This is a genomic window from Gramella sp. MAR_2010_147, from assembly GCF_900105135.1.
Classification (GTDB): Bacteria; Bacteroidota; Bacteroidia; order Flavobacteriales; family Flavobacteriaceae; genus Christiangramia.
In genome coordinates, this window is the sequence record NZ_LT629741.1 from 1928027 (window position 1) to 1951373 (window position 23347).

Sequence of the window (23347 nt, forward strand, 5' to 3'; positions counted from 1 at the left end):
AAACCTACTATGAAAAGATATATATTTTTATTACTAAGTATTATAAGCCTGGGGGGATATGCTCAGCAGGACGCGCAGTACACCCAATATATGTACAATACAGCCTTGTTCAATCCGGCCTATGTAGGATCGGAGGATTTTCTCAAAATATCGGGAGTATATAGGTCTCAATGGGTAGGCCTGGATGGCGCTCCCGAAACCTTATCTTTCAGTATCAATGATCGCATCGGAAAAAAAGTTGGATTGGGAGGTTCTGTTATTTCAGATAAAATAGGACCTAGTAGTGAAACTATCATTAACGCCGATTTTTCTTATACCCTTGATTTTGAAAACACAGCACTGGCCTTTGGTTTGAAAGCCAGTGCAAATTTACTTAATGTGGATTTCACTCAGCTCTCAGGACCCGATGACCCCGATTTTAATCAGAATATCGATAATAGATTTACTCCAAACATAGGAGCTGGTGTCTATTATTACAGTAATAAGTTCTATGTAGGTTTCTCGGTACCACAATTGCTGGAGACGGAGCATTATAAGAACAATGAGAATTCTGATACTTTTCTGGCAAAAGAACGTTTTCACACCTATTTTATGGGAGGATATGTTTTTGACCTGAACCCTGGGCTTAAATTAAAACCAGCCTATTTATTGAAAGTAACAGATGGTGCTCCCCTACAGGTAGATATTTCTGCCAACTTATTGTTTTCTGAGAAGTTCACCCTGGGGGCTTCTTATAGATTGAATTCAGCAGTGAGTGCACTGGCAGGTTTTCAAATATTCGATTCGGTTTTTATTGGATATTCATATGATGCCGATACCACCAGATTAAGAACGTATAATGACGGTTCTCACGAGATCGTTTTGAGATTTGACATACGGGATGCAATGAAATATGTAAGTTCACCAAGGTTTTTTTAAAACCCTATCGGAATACTTTAAACATAAATTAAAGGCGATTAAATTCTTATCAACTATATCTAATATGTAGGGAATACCGTTAAATCTGGAGAATTGAATATTTTGAAGAAACGATAAATATTATTAAAGGAATATCATCTGTGATAAGCTTAAAAAATCCCATATTCAGAATCGCTGAAGTCAGATAAGATCAGGTGCGTCGTAGGCTCTCCAAAAAGCAAAAGCCGGTCTATGAATTGCTGAAGATGCGACTGATCTTTCAGCACTACTTTCATAAAAATATTATGTGGTCCGGTAATTCTAAACAACTCTTTAATCTCCGGAAAATCATGCACCTGCTTATTAAAATCCTTTAATTTCCCGCTGAACATTTTTAACATGATCATCACTTCCAGCCCATACCCCAGTTTATTATAGTTCAGCTGAATTTTATAAGCCTTGATCACATTCGTCTCTTCAAGTTTTTGTACCCGTTCCCTAACCGAAGAAGGTGAAAGGCCTATTTGCTTTCCAATTTCAACAAAGGATGCTCTTGAATTTAACTGAAGTCTGCTTATAATTTTAAGATCTATTGCGTCTACCATAAAATAACCTGTAAAAAGTTTAAAATTATATTTTTATGCGGAAAAATCAAATAAAATCCGTTGAATCAATTTTAAAGACTATCCATCTACAAGTACTTTTACGCTATGGATGTGATGCTTTTATTATTGATAATTGGAATATTTGTCGGGTTTTTTATTCAAACCATTATTGGCTTTGCAGGCGCGCTCATTGCCCTTCCTTTTTTACTCTTTGTTATGCCTTTGCCCAGCGCCATCGCGTATCTGTCTATTTTTTATTTGATCTCCACCCCTTACTACGTTTATAAAGAGCGCCATAATATTGACAAACAATTATTAATGAGACTGGCGATCTCCTCGCTTATTGGAGTGGTGGCGGGAATTATCCTGCTAGTCTATACCAAACCTGTTATATTAAAAAAAGCACTGGGAGTATTTATCATTCTGTTTGTATTAAACAGTTTGAGACCAAAAGGCGATCTGCAACTGGGCACTAAGATGAAATACCTCTTTGGGTTTTTGGGAGGTTTCTTTTCCGGAGTTTTCTCTACGGGAGGCCCGTTATACGTGATGATCGTAAAAAATGCCACACCAGATGTACGAACTTTCAGGGCTACCATGTTTGGTGTTTTGGGCCTGGTCACCCTTATTAGAATTCCCGCCCTGGCCATCGGTGGGATTCTCACTTTAGAACAGGTATATAACGCTCTATTCGTAATTCCTTTTTTTATTCTTGCTATTTTCCTCGGAAAAATAGTCTATAAAAAACTAAATGAAAATGTGTTGAAAAAGGTAATTCTTGGACTTTTATGCCTTTCAGGAATTATGCTTATTTTCTAAAATCAGGGTCACAAAAATTTTTATCAGGAGATCTTTTCAGTCAAAAGAAAAATTCGTTGATTCAAACATAATATATGTAATTTTAATTCCTGAATTGGGATCAGCATCAAAACCACAGGAATGTTTCAGCAAATAGCCACACATATACAACAGCACATTCAGCTGGATAAAGCTGAAATGGATGAATTCCTTAGCCTTCTGGCAGAAAAAAAAGTCTCAAAAAAGGATTACCTCATCAAACCAGGACAGGAAGTTCAATATGAATATTTTGTAGTGAAAGGTTGCTTAAAAGCTTATTACCTGGACAAAAAAGGAAACAAGCATATTTTGCAATTTGCTATAGAAGACTGGTGGATAAGCGATTTTGAAGCATTTTTCAAGAATGAACCTGCTTCTTTACATATTGAAGCCATTGAAGATTCCTATTTACTCGGCATTAAAAAGGAAATTCTGGAACCTTTGTATGAGCGCATTCCTAAATTTGAACGCTTCTTCAGGATCAAAACCACCAATGCTTTTGTGGCTTTGAGAAGTAGAATCCTTTCCAGCCTGCAATTGGATGCCCGTGAACGCTATCTTGACTTCTGCAACACCTACCCTTCCATAGAAAAGAGGATTCCCAATTACCATATCGCGAATTACCTGGGCATTACTCCGGAAAGCCTTAGCCGTATACGAAAATCCATATAGCACTTAACAAGCTTTAACGATTCAGATTAACCTATATCAATTTCTAAAAGCAGGCTTTCCAGTATTTTTGTATTCAATTTTGAAGAAAAAAACATGAGTACACAAGCACTTTTAAAAACTTATAAATTAGGCGATTTAGAATTAAAGAACCGTGTAGTAATGGCCCCTATGACGCGTGGCCGTGCAGATAACGAGGAGAAAAAACCTTCCCGTGAACTACATGCAGAATATTATAAGCAGCGTGCAAGCGCAGGTCTTATCATTTCTGAAGGTTCACAGATCTCTAAAGATGCCGTTGGTTATATAAATACACCCGGGATCCATTCTCAGGAGCAGGTTGAAGGATGGAAAGAAGTTACCTCAGCGGTTCACGAGGCCGATGGAAAAATCTTTATTCAGCTCTGGCATGTGGGCAGGATGTCCCATCCAGATTTTCACGGCGGTGAGTTGCCCCTGGCCCCTTCCCCGGTAAATCCAAACGCCAAATCTTTTACTCCGGAAGGCTTTAAAGATACGGTGGCGCCAAGAGAAATGACCATTGAAGACATTCAGCAAACGATCGCAGATTTTAAACAGGCTGCCAGGAATGCCATGGACGCTGGTTTTGACGGAGTAGAAATTCATTCTTCTAACGGATATCTTTTTCACCAGTTCTTTAATGCAACTTCCAATCATAGAAATGATGAGTATGGCGGAAGCATAGAGAACAGGGCAAAAATTCTTTTTGAGGTGCTGGATGCTGTTAAAGAAGTGATGCCAGAGAATCGTATTGGAATTCGTTTAAATCCTTCCATGCACGGAATTTTCGGGATGACGATGGATGAAGAAACAATTCCAACCTTCGATTATATCGTTAAGAAACTGAATGAATATGATCTTTCTTACCTGCACCTTTCAGAACCTTTTACAGATGTTTCAGACATTTCTTTTGCTGAAACAGATATTGCTAAACGCTATCGCCCGATCTATAACGGAACCTTGATGATTAATTCCAATTTTGATCAGCAAAAAGGGAATACAGTTATTGAAGATGGAGAAGCAGACCTTGTGGCCTTTGGAAAACCATTTATTTCCAATCCAGATCTAGCTGAAAGATTCGCTCAGAATGTAGAATTGGATGCATGGGATGAGGATACTTTTTATTCTGGTGGTAAAAAAGGATATACAGATTATAAAGTAAAAACAGAAAGAGAAGGAGTTCTTAATTAATTTTAAAATATCAGTTATAAAAAAGTCTTTTAGATCATTTCTAAAGGACTTTTTTTATAGGTCTACATATTCGTCAAGCTGAACTTGATTCAGCTTCTAATTGAATTTGATTTTCAATTTGGTGAGATCCTGAAGTAAATTCAGGATGACATTGTTTATGATGGCATAAGACTTTGCAGATAACTAAACATACTATAAAAAAGTTTCTAGTCGTCAAGCTGAACTTGATTCAGCTTCTAATTAAATTTCATCAACAATTAGATGAGATCCTGAAATAAATTCAGGATGACGTTGTTTATGATGTTACAAGACTCCACAGTTAACTAATCATACTACAAAAAAAGTCCTTTAGATCATTTTCTAAAGGACTTTTTCATTGTACAATTCAAACTATTTCAAAAATCTAGAATTCCTGAACCGTTGGTCTAATCACGATCTCATTCACATCTACATCGTTCGGTTGTTCAATTGCATAAGCAATAGCTCTGGCAATAGAATCTCCGGGGATCGCCTGCTTGTAAAATTCCTTTACATTCTCTGAACTTTCATCATGGCTGCTTCCAAATTTCAATTCAGAATCTATAGCTCCAGGTTCAATGGTAGTAGTTCTAATATTTCCACCAACTTCATGTCTTAATCCTTCAGAAATTGCTCTTACCGCATACTTGGTTCCGCTATATACAGTTCCGCCCGGGCTAAATACTTTAATCCCCGCAACTGAAGACAGGTTGATAAAATGTCCGTGTCCCTGCTCCTGGAATACCGGCAATGCAGCAGAAATTCCGTAAAGCACACCTTTCACATTGATGTCTATCATTTTATCCCACTCTTCTACTTTATCCTCTGCTATTGGTGCGATAGACATTAAGCCGGCATTGTTGATAAGCACATCAATTTTTCCCAATTCTTTTTTGGCGGTATCTATAAGGTTTTTCACTTCCTTTCTATTAGTCACATCGGTTTTCACTACCAATGCTTCCCCTCCGTTTTTCTTAATGTCTTCGGCAATAGCTTCCAGTTTTTCCTTACGTCTGGCAGCGATGACTACTTTAGCTCCTTTAGAAGCTAAATGTCGGGCGGTATCTTCTCCTAGTCCACTACTTCCTCCAGTTATAATTACTACTTTCCCTTTAATATTATCTTCCATCATTCTAAAATTTTAATTTATGATTCCTTGAGAAGTCAAAATTAGGGCTCAGATATCAGGAATTCGGGCTAATAGTGATGATTATAAATAGTTTAACCTGTTTCCTTAACCTAGATCAAGAAGAATCCTTAAGAGGGTTTTAAATAAATGAAATTTCGGCTCTGGATTGGCAGGCGGAAACTAACAGAAGAAACTAGATCCTGTTTACGCTGAAGATTTTGTAGTTTCGGTTTTTCCTTTTAGACGAAGGTTTCCGTCAAATTCTATATCGAGGCTGAAAATTTTTAAAAAAGCATATTGTTTATTTGCAATACCATTGCATTTTGTAATTCCTATATTTGTAACGTGAAATTACTAAGCATCATATTATCCATTTATTTGATAGGACTTACTGTAGTTCCTTGTGAGGATGATGCCAATAAAGAAGAAATTAGTATTGAACAGGTTTCAAGTCTTGAATCGGAACAGGAAACCGGTGCAGATCTCTGCTCCCCCTTTTGCCAGTGCCACTGTTGCCATATTCATATACTGAAGATTGACACCATGGAATCTGAAGAGCTTGATATTCAGGCTTCAACTTTAATTATTGAAAGAAATTCAGAATCTGGAATAGAAATTCCAGACACACACTTTCAGCCTCCGCGTATTTAATTCAGTTTTATAGGACAGCTATGTCCATTTTTTTTAGGAAAATTTTCCTTTTTAAGCAGATTTACTGAATTCAAATCAAAATTTTATGATCAACAGAATCATTGATTTTTCAATCAATAATAAATTTATTATTGGGTTGTTAACCTGCGTTTTGATCGTCGCAGGAATATGGAGCATGATTAAAGTCCCTATAGATGCTCAACCCGATATTACCAATAATCAGGTACAGGTGATCACCCAGGCACCTAATCTTGGAACCCAGGATATTGAACAGTTTGTCACCTATCCTGTAGAGATCGAAATGAGCAACCTACCCGGGGTAATGGAAATTAGATCGGTATCCCGGTTCGGACTTTCTGTAGTTACTATCGTTTTTGAAGACGATATGGGAACCTATCTTCCACGGCAACTGGTAAGTGAAAAACTAAACAGTGTTCGGGAAGAAATTCCCAAAGGATTTGGGCAACCTTCCATGGGGCCAATTTCTACGGGTCTTGGCGAAATATTCCAATATACTCTTGAAGTTGAAGAAGAATTTAAAGATGAATATTCTCCTACGGAACTAAGGACCATTCAGGACTGGATCGTAAAACGACAAATGGCCATGGTTCCCGGCGTGGTTGAAGTCAATGGCGTTGGAGGCAAGATCAAGCAATTTGAAGTTGCCGTTAATACTGAAGAATTACGAGCTATTGGTTTAACAATCTCCGATGTATTTACGGCCCTCGAAAAAAATAACCAGAACACTGGTGGCGCTTATATTGAAAAGAACCATCAGGCAAACTTTATTCGTGGTGAAGGCCTGGCCAGAAACATTTCAGATATAAAAAATATCGTAATCCAGAATTCTGAAGGGATTCCTATCACCATAGATAATATCGCGGAAGTAAAAATTGGCAGCGCCGTTAGATATGGAGCGCTAACCAAAAACGGACAGGGAGAAACTGTGGGCGGAATGGTGATGATGCTGAAAGGAGCAAATTCTAATGAAGTTGTTGAAAATGTGAAAGACAGGATCACTCAGATTCAAAAATCACTGCCAGACGGAGTTTCCATAAAACCATTTCTGGACAGGAGTGAGCTCATTTCGGATACTACCTCAACAGTTACCCAGAATTTAATTGAAGGGGGACTTATTGTGATCTTTGTTCTCATCATTTTGCTCGGAAACTGGCGCGGCGGATTAATCGTTGCCTCCACGATCCCACTATCGCTACTATTCGCATTCATTTTAATGAATGTCTTTGACGTCTGGGCCAACCTTATGAGTCTGGGTGCTATCGATTTTGGAATTATTGTGGATGGCGCCGTGATCATTGTGGAAAGCACCGTCTTTATTATTTCTCAAAGAATTGGAAGGAATAAAAAGATCAATCAAAAAGATCGGGATGAGATCGCAGCCTCTTCCTCCAAAAAGATGATGAATTCAGCATTTTTTGGTCAGCTTATTATCCTGATCGTTTTTCTACCCATTTTAGCCTTAGAAGGTGTTGAAGGAAAAATGTTCAGACCTATGGCATTAACCTTTATTTTCGCCATGATCGGGGCTATGATCCTTTGTCTTACCTATGTTCCAATGGTTTCAGCGATGTTTTTAAAGGAAAGTAAAAACACTAAAAAGTCATGGGGAGACAGAGCAATTCTCTGGCTTCAGAACAAATATGAACCTGTTCTTAAATGGTCGCTGGGGCATGCAAAAATTCTTGTAGGAGCTGCTCTAGGCTTATTATTGATCAGCGTTTTAATATTTACCAGAATGGGAGGAGAATTTATTCCCCAACTTGATGAAGGCGACATTGCCTATCATATTATTCAAAAACCCGGGAGCTCTTTAACTGAAGGTATCAAAACCTCTACTAAAATCGAGGCTCTTTTGTTAGACGAATTTCCTGAAATTGAACAGGTAGTCACCAGGTTTGGTGTCTCAGACGTGCCGACAGATCCTATGCCAATGGATATTGGGGATAGTTTTATCATTTTAAAACCAAGATCTGAATGGGTCTCTGCAGAAACTAAAGATGAACTGATTTCCAAGATCAAGGAGAAACTGAAAACTGTTCCGGGAGTTAGTTATGAATTCACGCAACCTGTGGAGATGCGTTTTAACGAATTACTTACCGGAGTTCGGGAAGATATTGCCGTCAAACTTTATGGAGAAGATTTAAATGTCCTTGCTGAAAAGGCCCAAGAAATGGGTTCTTTAATTAGTCAGGTTGAAGGTGTTGGCGATATGAAGGTAGAAGCAACTGTTGGCTTACCACAGATCACGGTAGATTATAACCGAAATAAGCTCGCCCAGTACGGCCTGAATGTAAATGAGTTGAATTCATTGATCCAGTCGGCATTTGCGGGCGGAAAAGCCGGAGTGATCTTCGACGGGGAAAAGAAATTTGATCTGGTGGTGCGTCTTACCGAGAGTCAGCGAAAAGATATCCGCAATATTCGAAATCTATATGTAAGTCTGCCGTCCGGTAGTCAGATCCCACTTAAAGAGGTAGCCGAAATAAGTTACCTGCCCGGCCCCATGCAGATAAGTCGTGATAATACCCAGAGAAGAACTTATGTTGGGGTTAACATCCGTGATCGTGATGTAAAATCTGTAGTAGAGGATATTCAGGAAAAACTGGATGCAGAATTGCAATTACCGCCCGGCTATTATATAAGGTACGGTGGAGCGTTTGAGAATTTTGAAAGAGCCAGTAAGCGATTACAACTCGTTGTTCCCATAGCGCTGCTGCTTATTTTCATTTTTATTTATTTCGCATTAAAATCTTTTAAGCAAACTACCATGATCTATATGGCCATTCCTTTGGCGGCAATAGGCGGGGTATTTGCGCTTTGGCTTCGCGGCATGCCTTTCAGTATTTCTGCCGGAGTCGGTTTTATTGTTCTTTTTGGAGTAGCTGTTTTAAACGGACTCGTTTTAATTAGCGGTTTAAATGAATTGAAAGCCGATGGTGTGAACGATCTCGGGGAAAGAATACGCCTGGGAACCAAAAGAAGAATAAGACCCATTATGCTCACTGCACTTACGGATGTTCTCGGATTTTTACCAATGGCGGTTTCAGCTTCGGCAGGTGCAGAAGTGCAACGACCTCTGGCTACAGTGGTTATTGGAGGATTGATCACTTCAACACTTCTAACCCTTATTATTTTACCTATCCTTTATAAATGGATCGAAGAAAATTCAGGAAAGATGAAAATTAAAAAACCGGTTTTAGCTGGAGCGATGATCTTATCCTGCTTATTGATCCCTAATAAATTCAATGCTCAGGAAACTTCATTAGAGATAAGTAGAAAGGATGCCGTGAGCAAAGCCATAGAAGATTATCCATTACTTCAGAAAAAAAGACTGGAAATAGAACGTCAAAAAGCTAATAAGATCAGTGCCTGGGACCTGGGGAATACTCAGATATTTACCGGTGGTGAAGAACTGAACGATGATGTTGGGATTTACACAAAAATCGGCTTTCAGCAACAGGGAATCGATATTTTTGGGATTGCACCAAAATCAAAACTTCAGAAAGAAAAAGTGCGGCTTACAGAATCGGCTTTTGACCTTTCAAAGCTTGAAGTTACCAAACAGGTTCAAATTACATGGACCACTGCTTATTACGCCAAACGTAAATATTTGCTTCTAAAGAGACTGGATTCGGTTTACCAGAAATTTCAAAAAGCAGTTGATCTAAGATATGAGGTTGAAGCAATTTCGAATCTGGAACGGTTAACCGCTACCAATAAAGCCAAAGAGATAAGTTTGGAGACGAATCAGGCTTTAAATGAATACCAGGCTGCATTGACGAATCTCCGACTCTGGTTTGCCGATGATACGAAATATACAATTCCGAATACCTCTAATTTCGAGAAAGAAGAATTGATGATTGAAGATAAAAATGACTTTAGGAATCATCCAGTTTTGAATATTTCTCAACAAAAGATAAAGGTTACAAAAGCGGAAAAAACAAAAGCGGCTGCTGAATTTTTGCCAGATCTAAATTTACAATATGGCATACAAGAGGTAAACAACAATTCAGGATTCAGAAGCTTCCAGGCAGGAATTTCTATTCCGTTACTTTCAGGAGAAAGCTATGCAGCGGTAAAAACTTCAAAACTTGATAGACAAATAGCCGAAACCGAACTGGAATATCACAAAAAAAGGATAGAAAGTGAATATGCCATCGCCATTCAGAATTATAAGAAGTGGCAGGAAACCTGGAGCTATTACCAGAATGAGGGGCTTGAATTGGTTAAAGAACAGATCAGCGGTTCCCTGCTGGCTTTTAATGAAGGTGCCATCTCGTATGTTTCCCTGATACAGAATCTTGATAGCGCTTTGCAAACCGAATTAAAGGCTCTCGAAGCCCTTAAAAATTACGGGATTGCCCTTGCCGAATTAGAATATTTCCAAAGCAACAAATAAGAAAAAAATGAAAATAAGATCATTAATATTAATCGCACTCCCTTTTTGGATCTTCATTGCATGCGGAGAGAAGAAAGAAGCTGAAAACACTGAAAATTCCTCGAAAAAAAAGGAAAACACTTCAGCATCAACTCCTACGGAAGTTATGATTAGCCAGGAGCAATATGAGGCTTTAGATATCAAGAAAGGCAGTCTCCAAGGAAGGGTAATGAGCGGATATGTAGAGGTAAATGGCGAACTTGAAGTACCACCGCAGAGCGAAGCAAGCGTTACTACTGTTTTTGGTGCTAACATTACCAAAATTCTGGTGATAGAAGGAGAAAATGTAAAAAAAGGACAGGTTCTTGCTTATATTTCACATCCTGATATTTTTGAAATTCAAAGTGAATTTCTGAATTCCTTCAACGATATGGAACTGAAAGAAAAGGAATTTGAAAGACAGGAAAAACTTTACGAGGCAGGTGTAGGTTCAGGAGAATTATTTCAAAGATCTGAAGCCAGTCTTAAGAGTGCTCAAGGGAGGTATAACGGACTAAGATCGCAGGTAGAAATACTGAATCTAAACCCCTCTTCTATTTTAAGCGGAAATATTCAGAAAAACGTTCCCCTAGTAAGTCCTATAGAAGGGGCTGTTCAAAAAGTAAATATCAAAACAGGACAATTCGTAGAGGCCCAAACCAATTTATTTGAGATTGTTAACACCCATCATGTTCATGTAGATCTTATGGTATTTGAAAAAGATGTTTCAAAAGTAAAACAGGGGCAAACCGTCAAATTTACCGTGGAATCTCTTCCGGGAACCGAATTGACTGCGGAAATCCTATCCATAAGTAAGACCTTCGAAAACGATCCCAAGGCGCTCCATGCCCATGCTGAAATTAAGGACAAACCTGAAAATCTTATTCCGGGAATGTATGTAAGAGGGCGTATTCTCATCCAAAATGAGGAAACAACAGCATTGCCAGAAGATGCTATTGTACGAGATAATGGAAAGCATTTTATTTTTACGGTTGAAAAAGAAGGAAACGACTGGAGTTTTAAACCTGTGGAGGTAAGAATCGGTGCGGAAGATTCTGGCTGGATACAGGTAGATTTATTAAACCAGGTAGCGGAGCAAGCCGAGATAAGCTATAACAATGCTTACTATTTAATGGCTGAAATGCAAAAAGGTGAAGGCGGTCACAGTCATTAATTTAAACCCAAAGTTTCTCAAGAATAGTAAAGCCGGCTTAATTAAGTCGGCTTTTTTGTATTTTGTAATTTCTTAAATCTAGAGATCCTGCAAATATTTTACTTCCCAAAATGGCGACAATTATTGGTCCTCAGTATGTTTTTTATAAGCTTTATAAGTTTCTGTCAGCAAAATACTTCGGAGAGAAAACTTCCCAACGTCGTTTTTATTCTTGCCGATGATGTTGGTTATACCAATCTGGGGATTGATGGCGGCACTGTACCCACTCCTAATATTGATAGCCTTGCAAGAATGGGAATGCGTTTTACAGATGCTCATTCACCAGCTGCATTATGTGCACCATCAAGATTTAGTTTATTAACCGGAAGTTATCCCTATAGAAATGGCAGACCGGGCGGATCCTGGGATGTAAACAATAGTTCAGCATTTAGTGTAAATGGCGACAGAACCAAAGCAGGAAGACATATTACCGTTGGGGAGATCATGCAGAATGCAGGTTATAAGACAGCTTTCTTCGGAAAAATGCATTTAGGTGGTGACGTTTATGATACTGATGGAAATCTTATTAGGGAAAAGGAAAAAATAAATACCATGGATTATAGCCGTGGGGTTGAAGACGGGTTAAACAAGCACGGTTTTGATTACTGGTTGGGACTTCTTAGCGGAATTCAGCATGAACCTTATGCGTATTTCGAAAATGGTAAATACCGCCCTGTAGATCCTGATAATCCGGCCACCAATGAAAGTACCAGGTTATTGAAGAATGGCTTTTACAAGGTGAGCGGCAACGGACTTTCAGAAATTGTAGAAGCCGGCAGAGTTCCCGCCAGAGGAGATGAAGATTATGATTCGAGCCAGGCCGGCATCATTCTTTCCAATGGAGCAGTCAATTTTATAGATCAACATTTAACGACAAATAAAGAGAGTGGAAATGATCAACCCTTTCTTCTATATTATTCTTCTCAGGCAATTCATGTTCCTCATTCTCCCCCATTCGATTTTGATGGAAATCCGGAAAACATCGATGAGCAGGTTTATGGGAAGACTGGCGCCATGACTTCAGACGTACTTTACGAACTGGATTTGCAGGTTGGGAAGATCATGAATAAATTAAAAGAGGAAGGAATTCTGGAAACTACACTCATTATTTTCACCAGCGATAATGGGGCTTTATGGCCAAACGTTACCCATTATGGTAATCCCGAACACGACAATAATGGTGTTCTTAGAGACTACAAAGCTTCTATTTATGAAGGAGGGCACCGTGTTCCGTTTATCGCAAGCTGGGGTGATGGAACCTCCGAAGGATCTGTTATAAAACCCGGAACAGTTTCAGACCAAACAATAATTGGTCACGACTGGGTAGCCACCATGTATGAGTTTACCCAACAGAATATGCAGGAAGATCAGGCGAAAGACAGCTCTTCCTTAATGTCCATTTTTACCGGAAAACAATCTGAAGAAGATCCTCTTCATGATTTTATAATCTACCAGGCAGGTTTCGCATTCACAGGAGCAATAAGACAGGGCGATCTCGTACTTGTGGTGGATCGGGATAATAAGGCAACAGAACTTTACGATCTATCTAATGACCTTTCTCAGGAACAAAATCTTATTGAAGATGAGAATTATTCAGAAACAGTAAAACGTTTAAGAACAAAATTTTTAAAATATAATGATCATGACACTGAAACTATTGAACCCAGGACTACAAAGGCTTTTAAGGTAAGATAATTGACATGTTATATTAAATTTTAATGAACTTTTCATGAAATTAATGACATTTCCAACACACAATATGGGGTTTAAAACATCTGGAAATGGCAAAGGTCTTCAGAATTTGAGGGATAGAAATAGATATCAAAAAAGTCTGCCCGAAATTAGATAAAAAAGTTAGCATTCATCCCAAACCTACTTTCTGGCTTCAGTATTTTCAATTATTTTATGCGAACTACGTTTTCCTTACTGAAAAGAGTTTTTCTAAATTCATCCGGCTTTTTCTCATTTAAAAGATCCAAACTTCCTTTGGCTTTGATAAGTTCAGCAAAATGCTTTTCCCTAAGATCATATTGCTCCTTCCCGGCATAGGTAGTGATTAAAATAAAACTAATGGGATATTCTAAACCTGGAGATGTTTCCAGCATTTCAAAAGATGAAATATATCCTTCTTTTACTGCGCTTTCACGAAGTTCTTTCCAGTTTTTCTGATAATAAAACAATGCTTCTTCTTTATGATCATTTAAAACCTCCACAAAATCTATCGTTGAAATTTCTGAAGTTTTCTGTGAATAGCTAAAAACACTTATCAGGCCAATTAGAATGAATATGATAATTCTCATTTTAGGAATATTTAAATGAATTAGAAGATCATGTTCTGAAGATAGTCATATTTGCTTTTTTATTCTTATGCCTCGGCATATTTATCGAAAATCACCTTATATCTACTGCTTTTCTCATCTTGATACTGGTTGCCTAAACACACACAAGTATCTAACTTACAGCCGCTTAATTAGTTTTTAATCAAGAAAAAAGACTAAATTAGACAATCCCTATTTTATTTATCTGATTTACAGGTTTCTACCCCGAACATTTCCCTACGATATTTTACCAACCAAAATATTTAATAATGAAAACAAAAACTACAATTCTAATTTTATTCATTAGTCTAATTTTTATCAGTGAACATCTTAACGCTCAGGGAAACCCGGTTAAAATTAATCTGATGGTCAATACCCAGGAGATCAATCAGGAAAACATCAACACGATGAGCAATTTTGGTCAACCCAATGATATTAGCAACGAAGAATATACTACTAATGTGAGAATGGGTGATATGGTGATATGGCAAGCCAGATCTGAAAATGGTAATGGTGACCACGTATATATTAAGGCCATAATTTATGAAGACGGGACCAGCCTTTTTGAAAGTAAGAGGTTAACCGATAATAATACTCCGGGAGCTGTTGTGGGTATCATTGTAAATGGAAATCCCGGTGATTATGAAAAATACATCATAAAATTTGAGGTAGTTAAGAGAGGCCAGCAGTCCGGGAATATTTATAGAATAGATCCAAAGCTCAAACTTGTACCTCAAGAATAACAAGCATTTATTGATGATTAATACATCTGGATCACATACCTGTACATTCAATAATTGGATTAATTTAGTCCTGTTTTGCTTAAATATCCTGTTACCCATAGCTTCTTATTCTCAGGATCAAACACGTGCAGATAGTATTGAAAAAATTTATAATTCCAGTAATAAAGCAAAACAGGATCTAAAAGTTTTAAAAGGCCTTGCCGAAAATACAATAGCTCCCTACATGAAATTAAAGTTTTCGAAGGAGCTACTTAAACATGCGAAAAAACAAGACTCTTCCAGCTATTTATATTCGGGGTATTTACAAAAAGGGAATGCCCTGGCATCTAGAGGAGATTTTAGCGATGCCCTTGAAAGCTACTTTAAAGCAGCTTCAGTAGCAAAAAATGAAAAAGAGTTAGGCCTGATAAAGGTCACTCTTGGAGATGTCTATTCCCTTACTAAGAACCACGACAGGTCTATCAACTATTATAATGAAGCAATTGAAATTTTTAGAAGAACAAAGGATTCTTTGACGCTAGGTTCTGTAATTTTTAATGCCGGGGATGGCTATCTAAAAAATAATGAAATTGATAAAGCCATTTCATACTTAGAAGAAGCTGAAGTAATATTCGAAAATATCAATTTTAGCCTGGGCCTGGCATACTGTTCCGGCACTTTAGGACTTGCCTTTGCAAAATTAGGCAGAAATGAAGAAGCTGAAAAGAATATTAAACAAGCCATTCAAACGCTGGAAAAAGAAGAAGATTATTCTCCAATTTGTGAGTTTTTAAATGGAATGTCTGATATCTATACTGAAAAAGACCAGGACTCTACCGCCATAGAATTCGCAAGTTTAAGCAGAGAATTAGCAAAAATGTACGGTTTTAAAAATGAAGTTAGAGAAGCCAATTTAAAACTTGCCCAACTTTACGAAAAGACGGGTAATATGTCTGAAGCTTATTATTTCTACAAAGAATACATTGTATATAAAGATAGTGTACTCAACGTTTCTACCGCACAAAATATGGCCGGCCTCAGGGCAGATTATGAAGTAGCTCAAAAACAGGCCGAAGTTGATCTGTTAAGTGAACAGCGAAAAAATCAGCAGTTGGTAGTAATATCTATTGCCATAGCTTCTTTTTTAATTTGTTTGCTGGCTTTCGGACTTTATCGCAGAAACCGGTTTATTAAAAGAACCAGCGCGATCATAGAAAAAGAGAAAAACCGTTCTGAACTATTGTTATTGAATATCCTTCCTGAAGAAACTGCCCGGGAATTAAAGAAAAATGGAAAAGTTCGCGCGAAGAAATTTGAATCTGTTACTGTACTTTTTGCAGATTTTAAAAGATTCACACTAGTAGCAGAAAAACTTACTCCAGAAAGACTTATAAAAACAATAGATTACTATTTCTCCAAATTTGACAAGATCATGGAGAAATATGATATTGAAAAAATAAAAACCATTGGAGACAGTTATATGGCTGCCAGCGGACTTCCATTTCCAAATCCAGATCACGCCTCCAGAATCTTGATGGCTGCCTTCGAAATGATTCAATTTGTAAAAGAAACCAAGGAGAACTCTCTTTATGATGATGCCGATTTTGATGTAAGAATTGGTTTAAATTCAGGTCCGGTAGTTGCCGGTGTTGTGGGCACTAAAAAATTTGCATACGATATTTGGGGCGATACTGTGAATATCGCTGCTCGTATGGAATCTCACTCAGATATTGGCAGGATAAACATCTCAGAAAACACTTATGAGCTTATAAAAAGAAAGTTCGATTGTGAATACCGTGGAGAAGTAGAAGTTAAAAACGGCAGAATTTTAAAAATGTATTACGTTCACCATGCTAGAGAAAAAGAAAACAAAATAGCTGGTTGAATAATGGAATGAGTTAATTTTACTTTGAAGCCTTTTTGAATAAGACTTTTATTATGACCTAATCCTGGATCTTCTAACTTTTGAGTCTACCATAAATCTCCCTGTAATAAGCCATCCTATTCCAAGCCCAATGAGCATTCCAGATAACAAATGCACATCTGTTCTATTAAAAAAATAACCGATAACAATTCCAACGATCAGGCTCCCTACACCCACGATCCTTACTTTATTCATGACTTAGCGTTTACAGGTCTCTGCAATACAATGCGGAGTAGGGACAACATTTTATAGATAAGACCAAATTCGGGTAGTAAACTTAAAGAAATATTTAAATATTTAATGCGTTTTTGAAATAAAATTCACAAAAAAGCACCGCTTATATATTGAAAATCAGCTCTCCATTGCAAAATTACCTTTCTCAACACCTTAATTGTTGGCAATATTAAATAATGATCGTTTTTACGACTGTGCAATAAGCCTAAGAAACCGCTTTAAGTTAGCACTTAATATTAATTCAAATAAAATCCTGCTCCTATTTCAGCTACCATAATATCATAGCCATCATTAATTTCATTGAAATTTGCATTAGAAAGATGACGATACCCCATTCTTAAATCTATATAGAAGTTATTCAGTTTTTTGCTTGCGCCAAAGCCTATATTATCAGAAAAACCAATTCCTTTTGCCATTCTCTCTGTAGTGCGCTCAATATATCCAGGGCCTATACTTGCCAGGAAATAGACATCTAAATCTTTTCTAATGCTCTTTCGTAAGATCATTCCAAAATTCATAAAATACTCATTGAAAGATTTCAAAGTTTTCATTTCCTCCCTTCTTTCGTAGAGCAGGTGACCTCCAACGATAAATCTATCGCTTGTAAGCTGGTGTCTTACAAAATTCACTTCTGGCTGGAAGATAAACTCATAATCAAAGACACTTCCCGACTTTATTCGATAATAAATTTGAATTTTTCTTAAATGAACTTCGTAAAAATAGTCATCATCATAAAAAACAGGATTATCTACCGACCCAAAGCCCATATTTAATCCCATCTTATAAAATTTACCGTCATAAGGACGGTCTTCCTGAGCCTTTATAAGTGATATTCCTCCAATCAACAGAAGAATGATTAGAATATTTTTCATTTATGAGATCTAGGGTTCTGAATGTTTAGGAAACTGCAATTCATCAACAACGGTTAGGTATATAATATATAAAAGCCATACAAGTATTTTAAGGAAATAAACTCTGAGATTTCTTTTCAAAAATTATATTGTTACTCTTTCACTAAAGTTAGCAAGTCTGTTATATAATGACCTGAAACTACAATTTTTAATTTATACTTTTCAGAATACATCCTATTCACTTAGTATTCAGAAGTTTTTGAAATTTATCTATGAACAGTCCAACATGATACCCATCCATGAGCGCGTGGTTCACGTGTACCGAAACAGGCATGATCTTTTTATGACCATCATCTGTTAGCTTGCCAAATGAAATTTTAGGACAACTATCGTCTTTTCCCAAAGCCCTTGAATGTGACAGGGAAGAAAATTTAAGCCACGGCAATGCAGAATAGTGCACTTCATTCTGACGGATCTTGTCCAGCATTAATCCCTTTCCTGCTCTCACACGTTTGATCTCTTTTTCAGCATTCTTAAGAAAAATGTCCAGGTCATCATCAAAAACAATATGTGAAAAACCGAAAGTATGATCGTCCCTGCTAACGGTAGCAGATGCGTTGATCTTTTCGTAAATAAAAACCTTATCATCTTCTATTCTATATTTAAATGGCTCTATAGAATTAACGGCTTTAGAAGAAAGGTATAGATAATAAAGAAAAAAAGAGATGCCCTCCTTTTTACTTTTTTCATACGCAAGGCTACAATCAACATCTACGGTAATTCCAAAAAATGATTCTTCAAATTTTGAAAAAAACTCGAAATGCTCCTTCCTGTTCCAGGTGGAAATATCTAATTCTGTCTTCATCTTTCGCTTAAATTTTCAGCTTTATTATGAAGTTGCAAAATTATGATTTTGAACAATATTTAAACTATCTTAAATATGCTTTTTCAAATTCGTTTGAAATTTCTGACTATCTCATCTCCGCTCCCGTAATAAGTTGATTTTTTAAGCAATACTTCCCCGCCAGTTTTAAGATCGAACTGCAGGCGCTCATACATGCCTTCCGGAAGCCCGTCATATTCAAAAGTGTTTTTTCCGGTATAAGTGAACACTTTACCAAAAACATCATTTCTAATCCATAGATCTCCATCTTTTTTAAAGAACTCATTAATCTCACCGGTATCCACATTTCTGAACTTCCCAATAATACTTTCCAGTGCAGTATTGGTTGGCTTTAACTTGTCATTCATATTACAGTCAAAAACTATTTTATGGATTTCTTCACTATCGTCTATTTTCAAAATTCTTCGTTTTGCGCGTGGACTTAGCGTAGAGGGGTCTTCATCTAAATGATCATCTCCCTCAAAATAAATTTGGGTGATCAAACTTTGATATCCGGGCGCAGAAAACATCATATGGAAATGAGCCGGCCTTATTTCCCCTCCTCCAACATCATAGGGAACCGGCATTTGAGTAGTAAACTTATACTTTCCGCTGTCATTACAATACGTGGTTCCTCTATACTTGAATTCTTCACTTGTATTATCGTACACCTCCTCATTAGAACAATGCCACAATTCTACTTTTGCATTTTTGTAGGGAGTACTACAGTCTTTATGTCTCACGACTCCTGAAAGTTCAACGACCTCTCCAGGCATGTCTTTAATCACCAGATTATTTCTAACCGGACTATCTGGTCTATAGAAAGGTCCTAAAATATCTGACGTAGTTTCGCAATCCCCGGCATAACCCAATCCGTCAAATTTAATAAATCCTGAAGCTGAAATGGCGATCATACTGAGACCTGCCAGTTTTGTAAATTTTCTCCGTTTCATAATTGTAGTTTTTAATTGATAATTATGTTTACCGGATAAGTAGCGGAAAGGAAAAAATCTGAAGGGCGTCTCTTATAATTATCAATTTACAACAAATATTCAACTAACTGTGATACAACACTTAACATTTAAAAACTAAACAAAAATGTTACATTAACTACCAGATCAAACCTTTAGAGAACCTCTAAAACCTCTGCCCGCATAATACGACTCTGCACCATTGTGATAGACAAAGACCTGCCCATATCGAAAATCGGCAAAAATAGCACCACCCAAATTCCTTATTTTAGAGGGAGTTTTTAACCAGCTTGAAGTTTTTGTATCAAAACTACCTGTAGCTTGCAGCTTTCTATATTCAGCTTCATTTAATATTTCAACACCCATAATTTTTGCTATTTCCATGGCGCTGTTTCTAGGCTTGTGTTTTTTCCTTGCCTTTAACGCCTTCTCATCATAGCAAAGACTTCTACGCCCATCCGGGCTTTCTGCGGAACAATCAAAAAAAATATACTGCTCACTTTCAGAATCAAAATCCACAACATCTGGGTCCCCACCTGTTATTTCCATTTCCTGTAAAGACCATAGTTTTTCAGGGTTCTTTTTCAATTTCATTTCAATAGGATCCCATTTAAGATCTTTATGCCGATGCCTGTTTTCTTCAAAACGAATTTTTAAGGTATTTAAGATTTCAGCTTGTTGCGCATTGGTTAATTTCATTTTCTAAAAATTTAATCCGGCCTATTTTTTATATTCAAATTCAACAAAGTCACCGCTATCCTTTAAGAGAAGGAAACCCGGGAAAAATGATTTGGAACCTGCATAATAAATCTCACGTCCTTTTTTTTCACCCGCATCTAGAGTTAAGATTTCTTTTGCATGTGCATCAATGGCAGATTTAATATCAAACCTTACAGGTGGCAGACAGTTTTTATTCTTATCACACAGTAGAATATTTTTTAGATCAACAGATTTCACTTCCTTTGATTTATTCCTGATCTCCAGCGTTGCTAAATATAATTTCCCAAATTCACCAGTTGAAGTGTTTTTAGAACTTTCGTTAAAAATAAGCCCATAGCTGTTCATTTGATTGTTCTGAGAAACAACTAACAATTCATATTCAACATTATTAGACACTATCTTAAGATCGGGATTCCTTTCCATTAATCTGTTAGAAAAACAAGCGGAAAATCCAATAAGAATTAAGACTATAAAAATAGATTTTTTGAAAGTAAACATGATTTGGGTGTACTACGAAAGCCTTTTAATTACTTATTTAGCGCTAACGGGATTCATAAAAAGACTTAGAAGTTTTTCAGAAATCTCGGGATTTGCACCTTCTTTGGCTGCCACCAGTGCTCCTACGGCACAAGCCTTATCTAAAGCCTCTTGTGGCTTCTCTCCCTGTAAAAGCTTTGCCAGCAAAGTTCCAAGAAAAGAATCTCCTGCGCCAACAGTATCTTTCACTTTAACCTTGTAACCCGAGTTATAATACATTTTTTTATCATGCAATAATACTGCTCCATGCCTTCCCTTAGTCACACAAATAGTTTTTGCATTCGATTTAACAGCCATGAAGAGTAGGTTTTGTTCTAAAGAATTGTATTGAGAACCCATCATTTTGGTTATTTCAAAAAGTTCATCATCGTTGAATTTCAAAAATTCAGCATGCTGCATGAGCTCCAGTAAAAGTTCCATGCTATAATGTGGTGGACGCAAATTAAAATCGAGAACTCTGTATTTCGCTTTTGGAATTAACTGAAACAGCGTTTTCCTATTCACCTCATCCCGGCAAATCAGACTTCCAAAAATAAAAGCATCTGAATTCTTAACCGAATTGATCATGGAATCTGTCAATTCAATTTTATCCCATGCTGAAGGATACGTAATCTCATAAGTCGCCGAACCACTTGCTGAAAGATTCACCTTCACCATCCCTGTAGGATGCTTTTCATCCTTTAAAATATTTCCTGTTTCTATATTTCTTGAACGTAGATAGTTCAGTAGTTCATTTCCCTTTTCATCAACACCAATTTTACTGATCATTTCAGTATCTACTCCCATACTACTCAACCTGCTAGCTACGTTTAACGGTGCGCCACCAATTCTTTCCATATCAGGAAAGATATCATACAATATCTCTCCAAAACAAACTGCTTTTATTTTTTTACTCATATCTACCGTTACTTTCTATTTAAATTTAAGTTCATAAGCCTCTATACCACTTACAGTGAAGGTTTCATTTACCGAGCTTAGAGAAAATTCAGTCCATGGTTGATTGGGAAAGAAAATTTCTGTCATCACCGTTGTTCCATTATCGAAGAACATTTCTATAGAAGTTTTATCAATAATGAGAACCACCTCCATATCTTCTGAATCAGAAATGCGTGGAGCCGTTGAATCCTTGTCTGAAAATTTATCTGAAAAATCTGTCTGTCCGGCATGAGCCCTGTTCACATTAAATTGTTTCTTAGAATGATTATAGGAAACAATAAATTCTTCCCCAACAGAATTGGAAAGTCTGAAATTATAGGTAGTCTCCTTCAGATTATTTATTTTAAATTTAATCTCGGCCTTAGCAAGGTCAATTTCAGAAGAATCAACTAACACCCTATTCCAATCTACCTGTAGATTATCCTTTTTTATATCTGAAGATCGATATTTTTTTAGTTCCTCAACGGGACTAGAAGTCACCAGATATGTATCATTCTTTTTGACTAATTTCAATTCTCTTGCGATCGTCATCGCGCTTCTCCAGGTTTTAGTTGGTACCTCTTCAGCATAAAGCCAGTTAGACATCCATCCCATAAATAGCTTTCTATCATCCTTTTCAGGAATATTTGACCAGGTTACACCGGCATAATTATCTCTTCCAAAATCTATCCAGAATTTATGTTTTTCTTGCAAAGTTTTCATGTTCTCCTCAGGCGTAAATGTCTTCCCGTCAAAATTCCCAACAAAATACTGGGTTCCAGAACCGCCGTTATAACCTCCAGGATTCAGGCTCTGTATTAGAACCCATTTTGTTTCATTGGTTCCCTCAACCCTCATGGGAAAGAAATCGGGACATTCCCACACACCATCATGAGCACCTGTTCCAGATCCAAATTCTGAAACTTTCTTCCATTCTTTCAAGTTCCGGGAGGTGTAAAAAAGTGTTTTCTCTCTGGTGGCAAGCGCCATTAACCACTGTTTATGAATATCGTCCCAGGTAACTTTTGGATCTCTAAAATCTATAATTCCGGGATTTGGAATCACGGGGTTACCCTTATACTTTGTCCAGGTCATCCCTTCATCCAGGCTGTAAGCAATGGCCTGAGACTGGTAATCTTCCTCTTTATTTTCAGCACCTACAGGATCGTGATAGGTAAACATTGCGACCACAGGAGTTTTCCCATCTTCACCAAAACCTGAAGTATTGTTTTTATCAACTACGGCGCTTCCAGAGAATATATAGCCTTTTTCATCAGGGTAAAGTGCGATCTCCTGCTCTTCCCAGGTGATCATATCTTTACTGGTCGCGTGTCCCCAATGCATTGGCCCCCATACATTGTCATCTGGATAATACTGAAAGTATAAATGATAGGTGCCGTCTAAATAGAACATCCCATTGGGATCGTTCATCCAGTTCTTTTCAGGAGTAAAGTGAAAATTTGGCCTAAAATCTTCGTCGCTCTGTGCTTTTGCAATTTTCTCATCGGTGGTTTTTTCGGTATTTTTAGTATCGTTCTTACAGGAGATCACAAAAAAACCAAATACTGCAAACAAGATTACTGTCTTGATATTCTTTCTCATA

The 23347-nt window shown here is 37.2% G+C and carries 21 protein-coding genes; 10 read left to right on the forward strand and 11 right to left on the reverse strand.

Features of this window, described 5'->3' with window-relative positions; translation table 11 throughout:
• Positions 1-9: 9 nt before the first annotated feature.
• Entirely contained in the window at positions 10-918 is a 909-nt protein-coding gene (locus tag BLT95_RS08665; protein ID WP_089665702.1) for a type IX secretion system membrane protein PorP/SprF, read from the forward strand.
• A 149-nt stretch (positions 919-1067) separates the two neighbouring features.
• Here BLT95_RS08665 and BLT95_RS08670 read toward each other — a convergent pair whose 3' ends face one another.
• Positions 1068-1502 carry an Lrp/AsnC family transcriptional regulator gene (locus tag BLT95_RS08670; protein WP_089665703.1) on the reverse strand — a complete coding sequence of 145 codons (435 nt, stop codon included), beginning with the start codon at positions 1500-1502 and terminating at the stop codon, positions 1068-1070.
• 105 nt (positions 1503-1607) lie between these two features.
• Here BLT95_RS08670 and BLT95_RS08675 point away from each other — a divergent pair, with 105 nt between their 5' ends.
• The 3 genes from BLT95_RS08675 (at position 1608) to BLT95_RS08685 (ending at position 4220) form a co-directional block, all read left to right on the forward strand.
• Positions 1608-2321: a sulfite exporter TauE/SafE family protein gene (locus BLT95_RS08675; RefSeq protein ID WP_089665704.1), complete on the forward strand. Its 714-nt coding sequence runs from the start codon at positions 1608-1610 to the stop codon at positions 2319-2321.
• A gap of 120 nt (positions 2322-2441) precedes the next feature.
• A complete protein-coding gene (locus BLT95_RS08680) occupies positions 2442-3011 on the forward strand; it encodes a Crp/Fnr family transcriptional regulator (protein WP_089665705.1) in 570 nt (189 codons plus the stop codon).
• A gap of 93 nt (positions 3012-3104) precedes the next feature.
• The gene (locus BLT95_RS08685; RefSeq protein WP_089665706.1) at positions 3105-4220 is read left to right on the forward strand and encodes an alkene reductase; all 1116 of its coding nucleotides are present in this window, start codon (positions 3105-3107) and stop codon (positions 4218-4220) included.
• A 403-nt stretch (positions 4221-4623) separates the two neighbouring features.
• On the opposite strand, the gene BLT95_RS08690 is transcribed toward BLT95_RS08685, so the two are convergent.
• A complete protein-coding gene (locus tag BLT95_RS08690) occupies positions 4624-5367 on the reverse strand; it encodes an SDR family oxidoreductase (RefSeq protein WP_089666886.1) in 744 nt (247 codons plus the stop codon).
• Between the two features lie 345 nt (positions 5368-5712).
• Here BLT95_RS08690 and BLT95_RS08695 point away from each other — a divergent pair, with 345 nt between their 5' ends.
• From BLT95_RS08695 to BLT95_RS08710, 4 genes are all read left to right on the forward strand, one after another.
• Positions 5713-6018 carry a DUF6660 family protein gene (locus BLT95_RS08695; protein ID WP_089665707.1) on the forward strand — a complete coding sequence of 102 codons (306 nt, stop codon included), beginning with the start codon at positions 5713-5715 and terminating at the stop codon, positions 6016-6018.
• Positions 6019-6103: 85 nt separating this feature from the next.
• Positions 6104-10438 (forward strand): CusA/CzcA family heavy metal efflux RND transporter, encoded by a 4335-nt coding sequence (locus BLT95_RS08700; protein WP_089665708.1) that lies wholly within the window; start codon positions 6104-6106, stop codon positions 10436-10438.
• Positions 10439-10445: 7 nt separating this feature from the next.
• Positions 10446-11630 carry an efflux RND transporter periplasmic adaptor subunit gene (locus BLT95_RS08705; RefSeq protein ID WP_089665709.1) on the forward strand — a complete coding sequence of 395 codons (1185 nt, stop codon included), beginning with the start codon at positions 10446-10448 and terminating at the stop codon, positions 11628-11630.
• 135 nt (positions 11631-11765) lie between these two features.
• The gene (locus BLT95_RS08710) at positions 11766-13364 is read left to right on the forward strand and encodes a sulfatase-like hydrolase/transferase (RefSeq protein WP_089665710.1); all 1599 of its coding nucleotides are present in this window, start codon (positions 11766-11768) and stop codon (positions 13362-13364) included.
• A gap of 203 nt (positions 13365-13567) precedes the next feature.
• Here the strand turns inward: BLT95_RS08710 and BLT95_RS08715 are convergent, their stop codons facing one another.
• Positions 13568-13969: a hypothetical protein gene (locus BLT95_RS08715; protein ID WP_089665711.1), complete on the reverse strand. Its 402-nt coding sequence runs from the start codon at positions 13967-13969 to the stop codon at positions 13568-13570.
• A gap of 287 nt (positions 13970-14256) precedes the next feature.
• Here BLT95_RS08715 and BLT95_RS08720 point away from each other — a divergent pair, with 287 nt between their 5' ends.
• Positions 14257-14730 carry a hypothetical protein gene (locus BLT95_RS08720; RefSeq protein ID WP_089665712.1) on the forward strand — a complete coding sequence of 158 codons (474 nt, stop codon included), beginning with the start codon at positions 14257-14259 and terminating at the stop codon, positions 14728-14730.
• A 13-nt stretch (positions 14731-14743) separates the two neighbouring features.
• Positions 14744-16594 carry an adenylate/guanylate cyclase domain-containing protein gene (locus tag BLT95_RS08725; protein WP_089665713.1) on the forward strand — a complete coding sequence of 617 codons (1851 nt, stop codon included), beginning with the start codon at positions 14744-14746 and terminating at the stop codon, positions 16592-16594.
• Between the two features lie 51 nt (positions 16595-16645).
• On the opposite strand, the gene BLT95_RS08730 is transcribed toward BLT95_RS08725, so the two are convergent.
• From BLT95_RS08730 to BLT95_RS08765, 8 genes are all read right to left on the reverse strand, one after another.
• On the reverse strand, positions 16646-16828 hold the full coding sequence (locus BLT95_RS08730; RefSeq protein WP_089665714.1) for a hypothetical protein: 183 nt from the start codon (positions 16826-16828) through the stop codon (positions 16646-16648).
• A gap of 275 nt (positions 16829-17103) precedes the next feature.
• Complete coding sequence (locus BLT95_RS08735) at positions 17104-17739, reverse strand: acyloxyacyl hydrolase (RefSeq protein WP_089665715.1); 636 nt, start codon at positions 17737-17739, stop codon at positions 17104-17106.
• Positions 17740-17956: 217 nt separating this feature from the next.
• Positions 17957-18583 (reverse strand): CatA-like O-acetyltransferase, encoded by a 627-nt coding sequence (locus BLT95_RS08740; protein WP_089665716.1) that lies wholly within the window; start codon positions 18581-18583, stop codon positions 17957-17959.
• 83 nt (positions 18584-18666) lie between these two features.
• Positions 18667-19554, reverse strand: a complete 888-nt coding sequence (locus tag BLT95_RS08745) for a hypothetical protein (RefSeq protein ID WP_089665717.1) — start codon at positions 19552-19554, stop codon at positions 18667-18669.
• Positions 19555-19719: 165 nt separating this feature from the next.
• Entirely contained in the window at positions 19720-20271 is a 552-nt protein-coding gene (locus BLT95_RS08750) for a DUF4256 domain-containing protein (protein WP_089665718.1), read from the reverse strand.
• Between the two features lie 21 nt (positions 20272-20292).
• Positions 20293-20790, reverse strand: coding sequence for a hypothetical protein (locus BLT95_RS08755; protein WP_157718034.1), 498 nt, complete (start codon positions 20788-20790; stop codon positions 20293-20295).
• 33 nt (positions 20791-20823) lie between these two features.
• Positions 20824-21726 carry a carbohydrate kinase gene (locus BLT95_RS08760; protein WP_089665720.1) on the reverse strand — a complete coding sequence of 301 codons (903 nt, stop codon included), beginning with the start codon at positions 21724-21726 and terminating at the stop codon, positions 20824-20826.
• 15 nt (positions 21727-21741) lie between these two features.
• Positions 21742-23346: a glycoside hydrolase family 32 protein gene (locus tag BLT95_RS08765; RefSeq protein ID WP_089665721.1), complete on the reverse strand. Its 1605-nt coding sequence runs from the start codon at positions 23344-23346 to the stop codon at positions 21742-21744.
• Position 23347 lies beyond the last annotated feature (1 nt).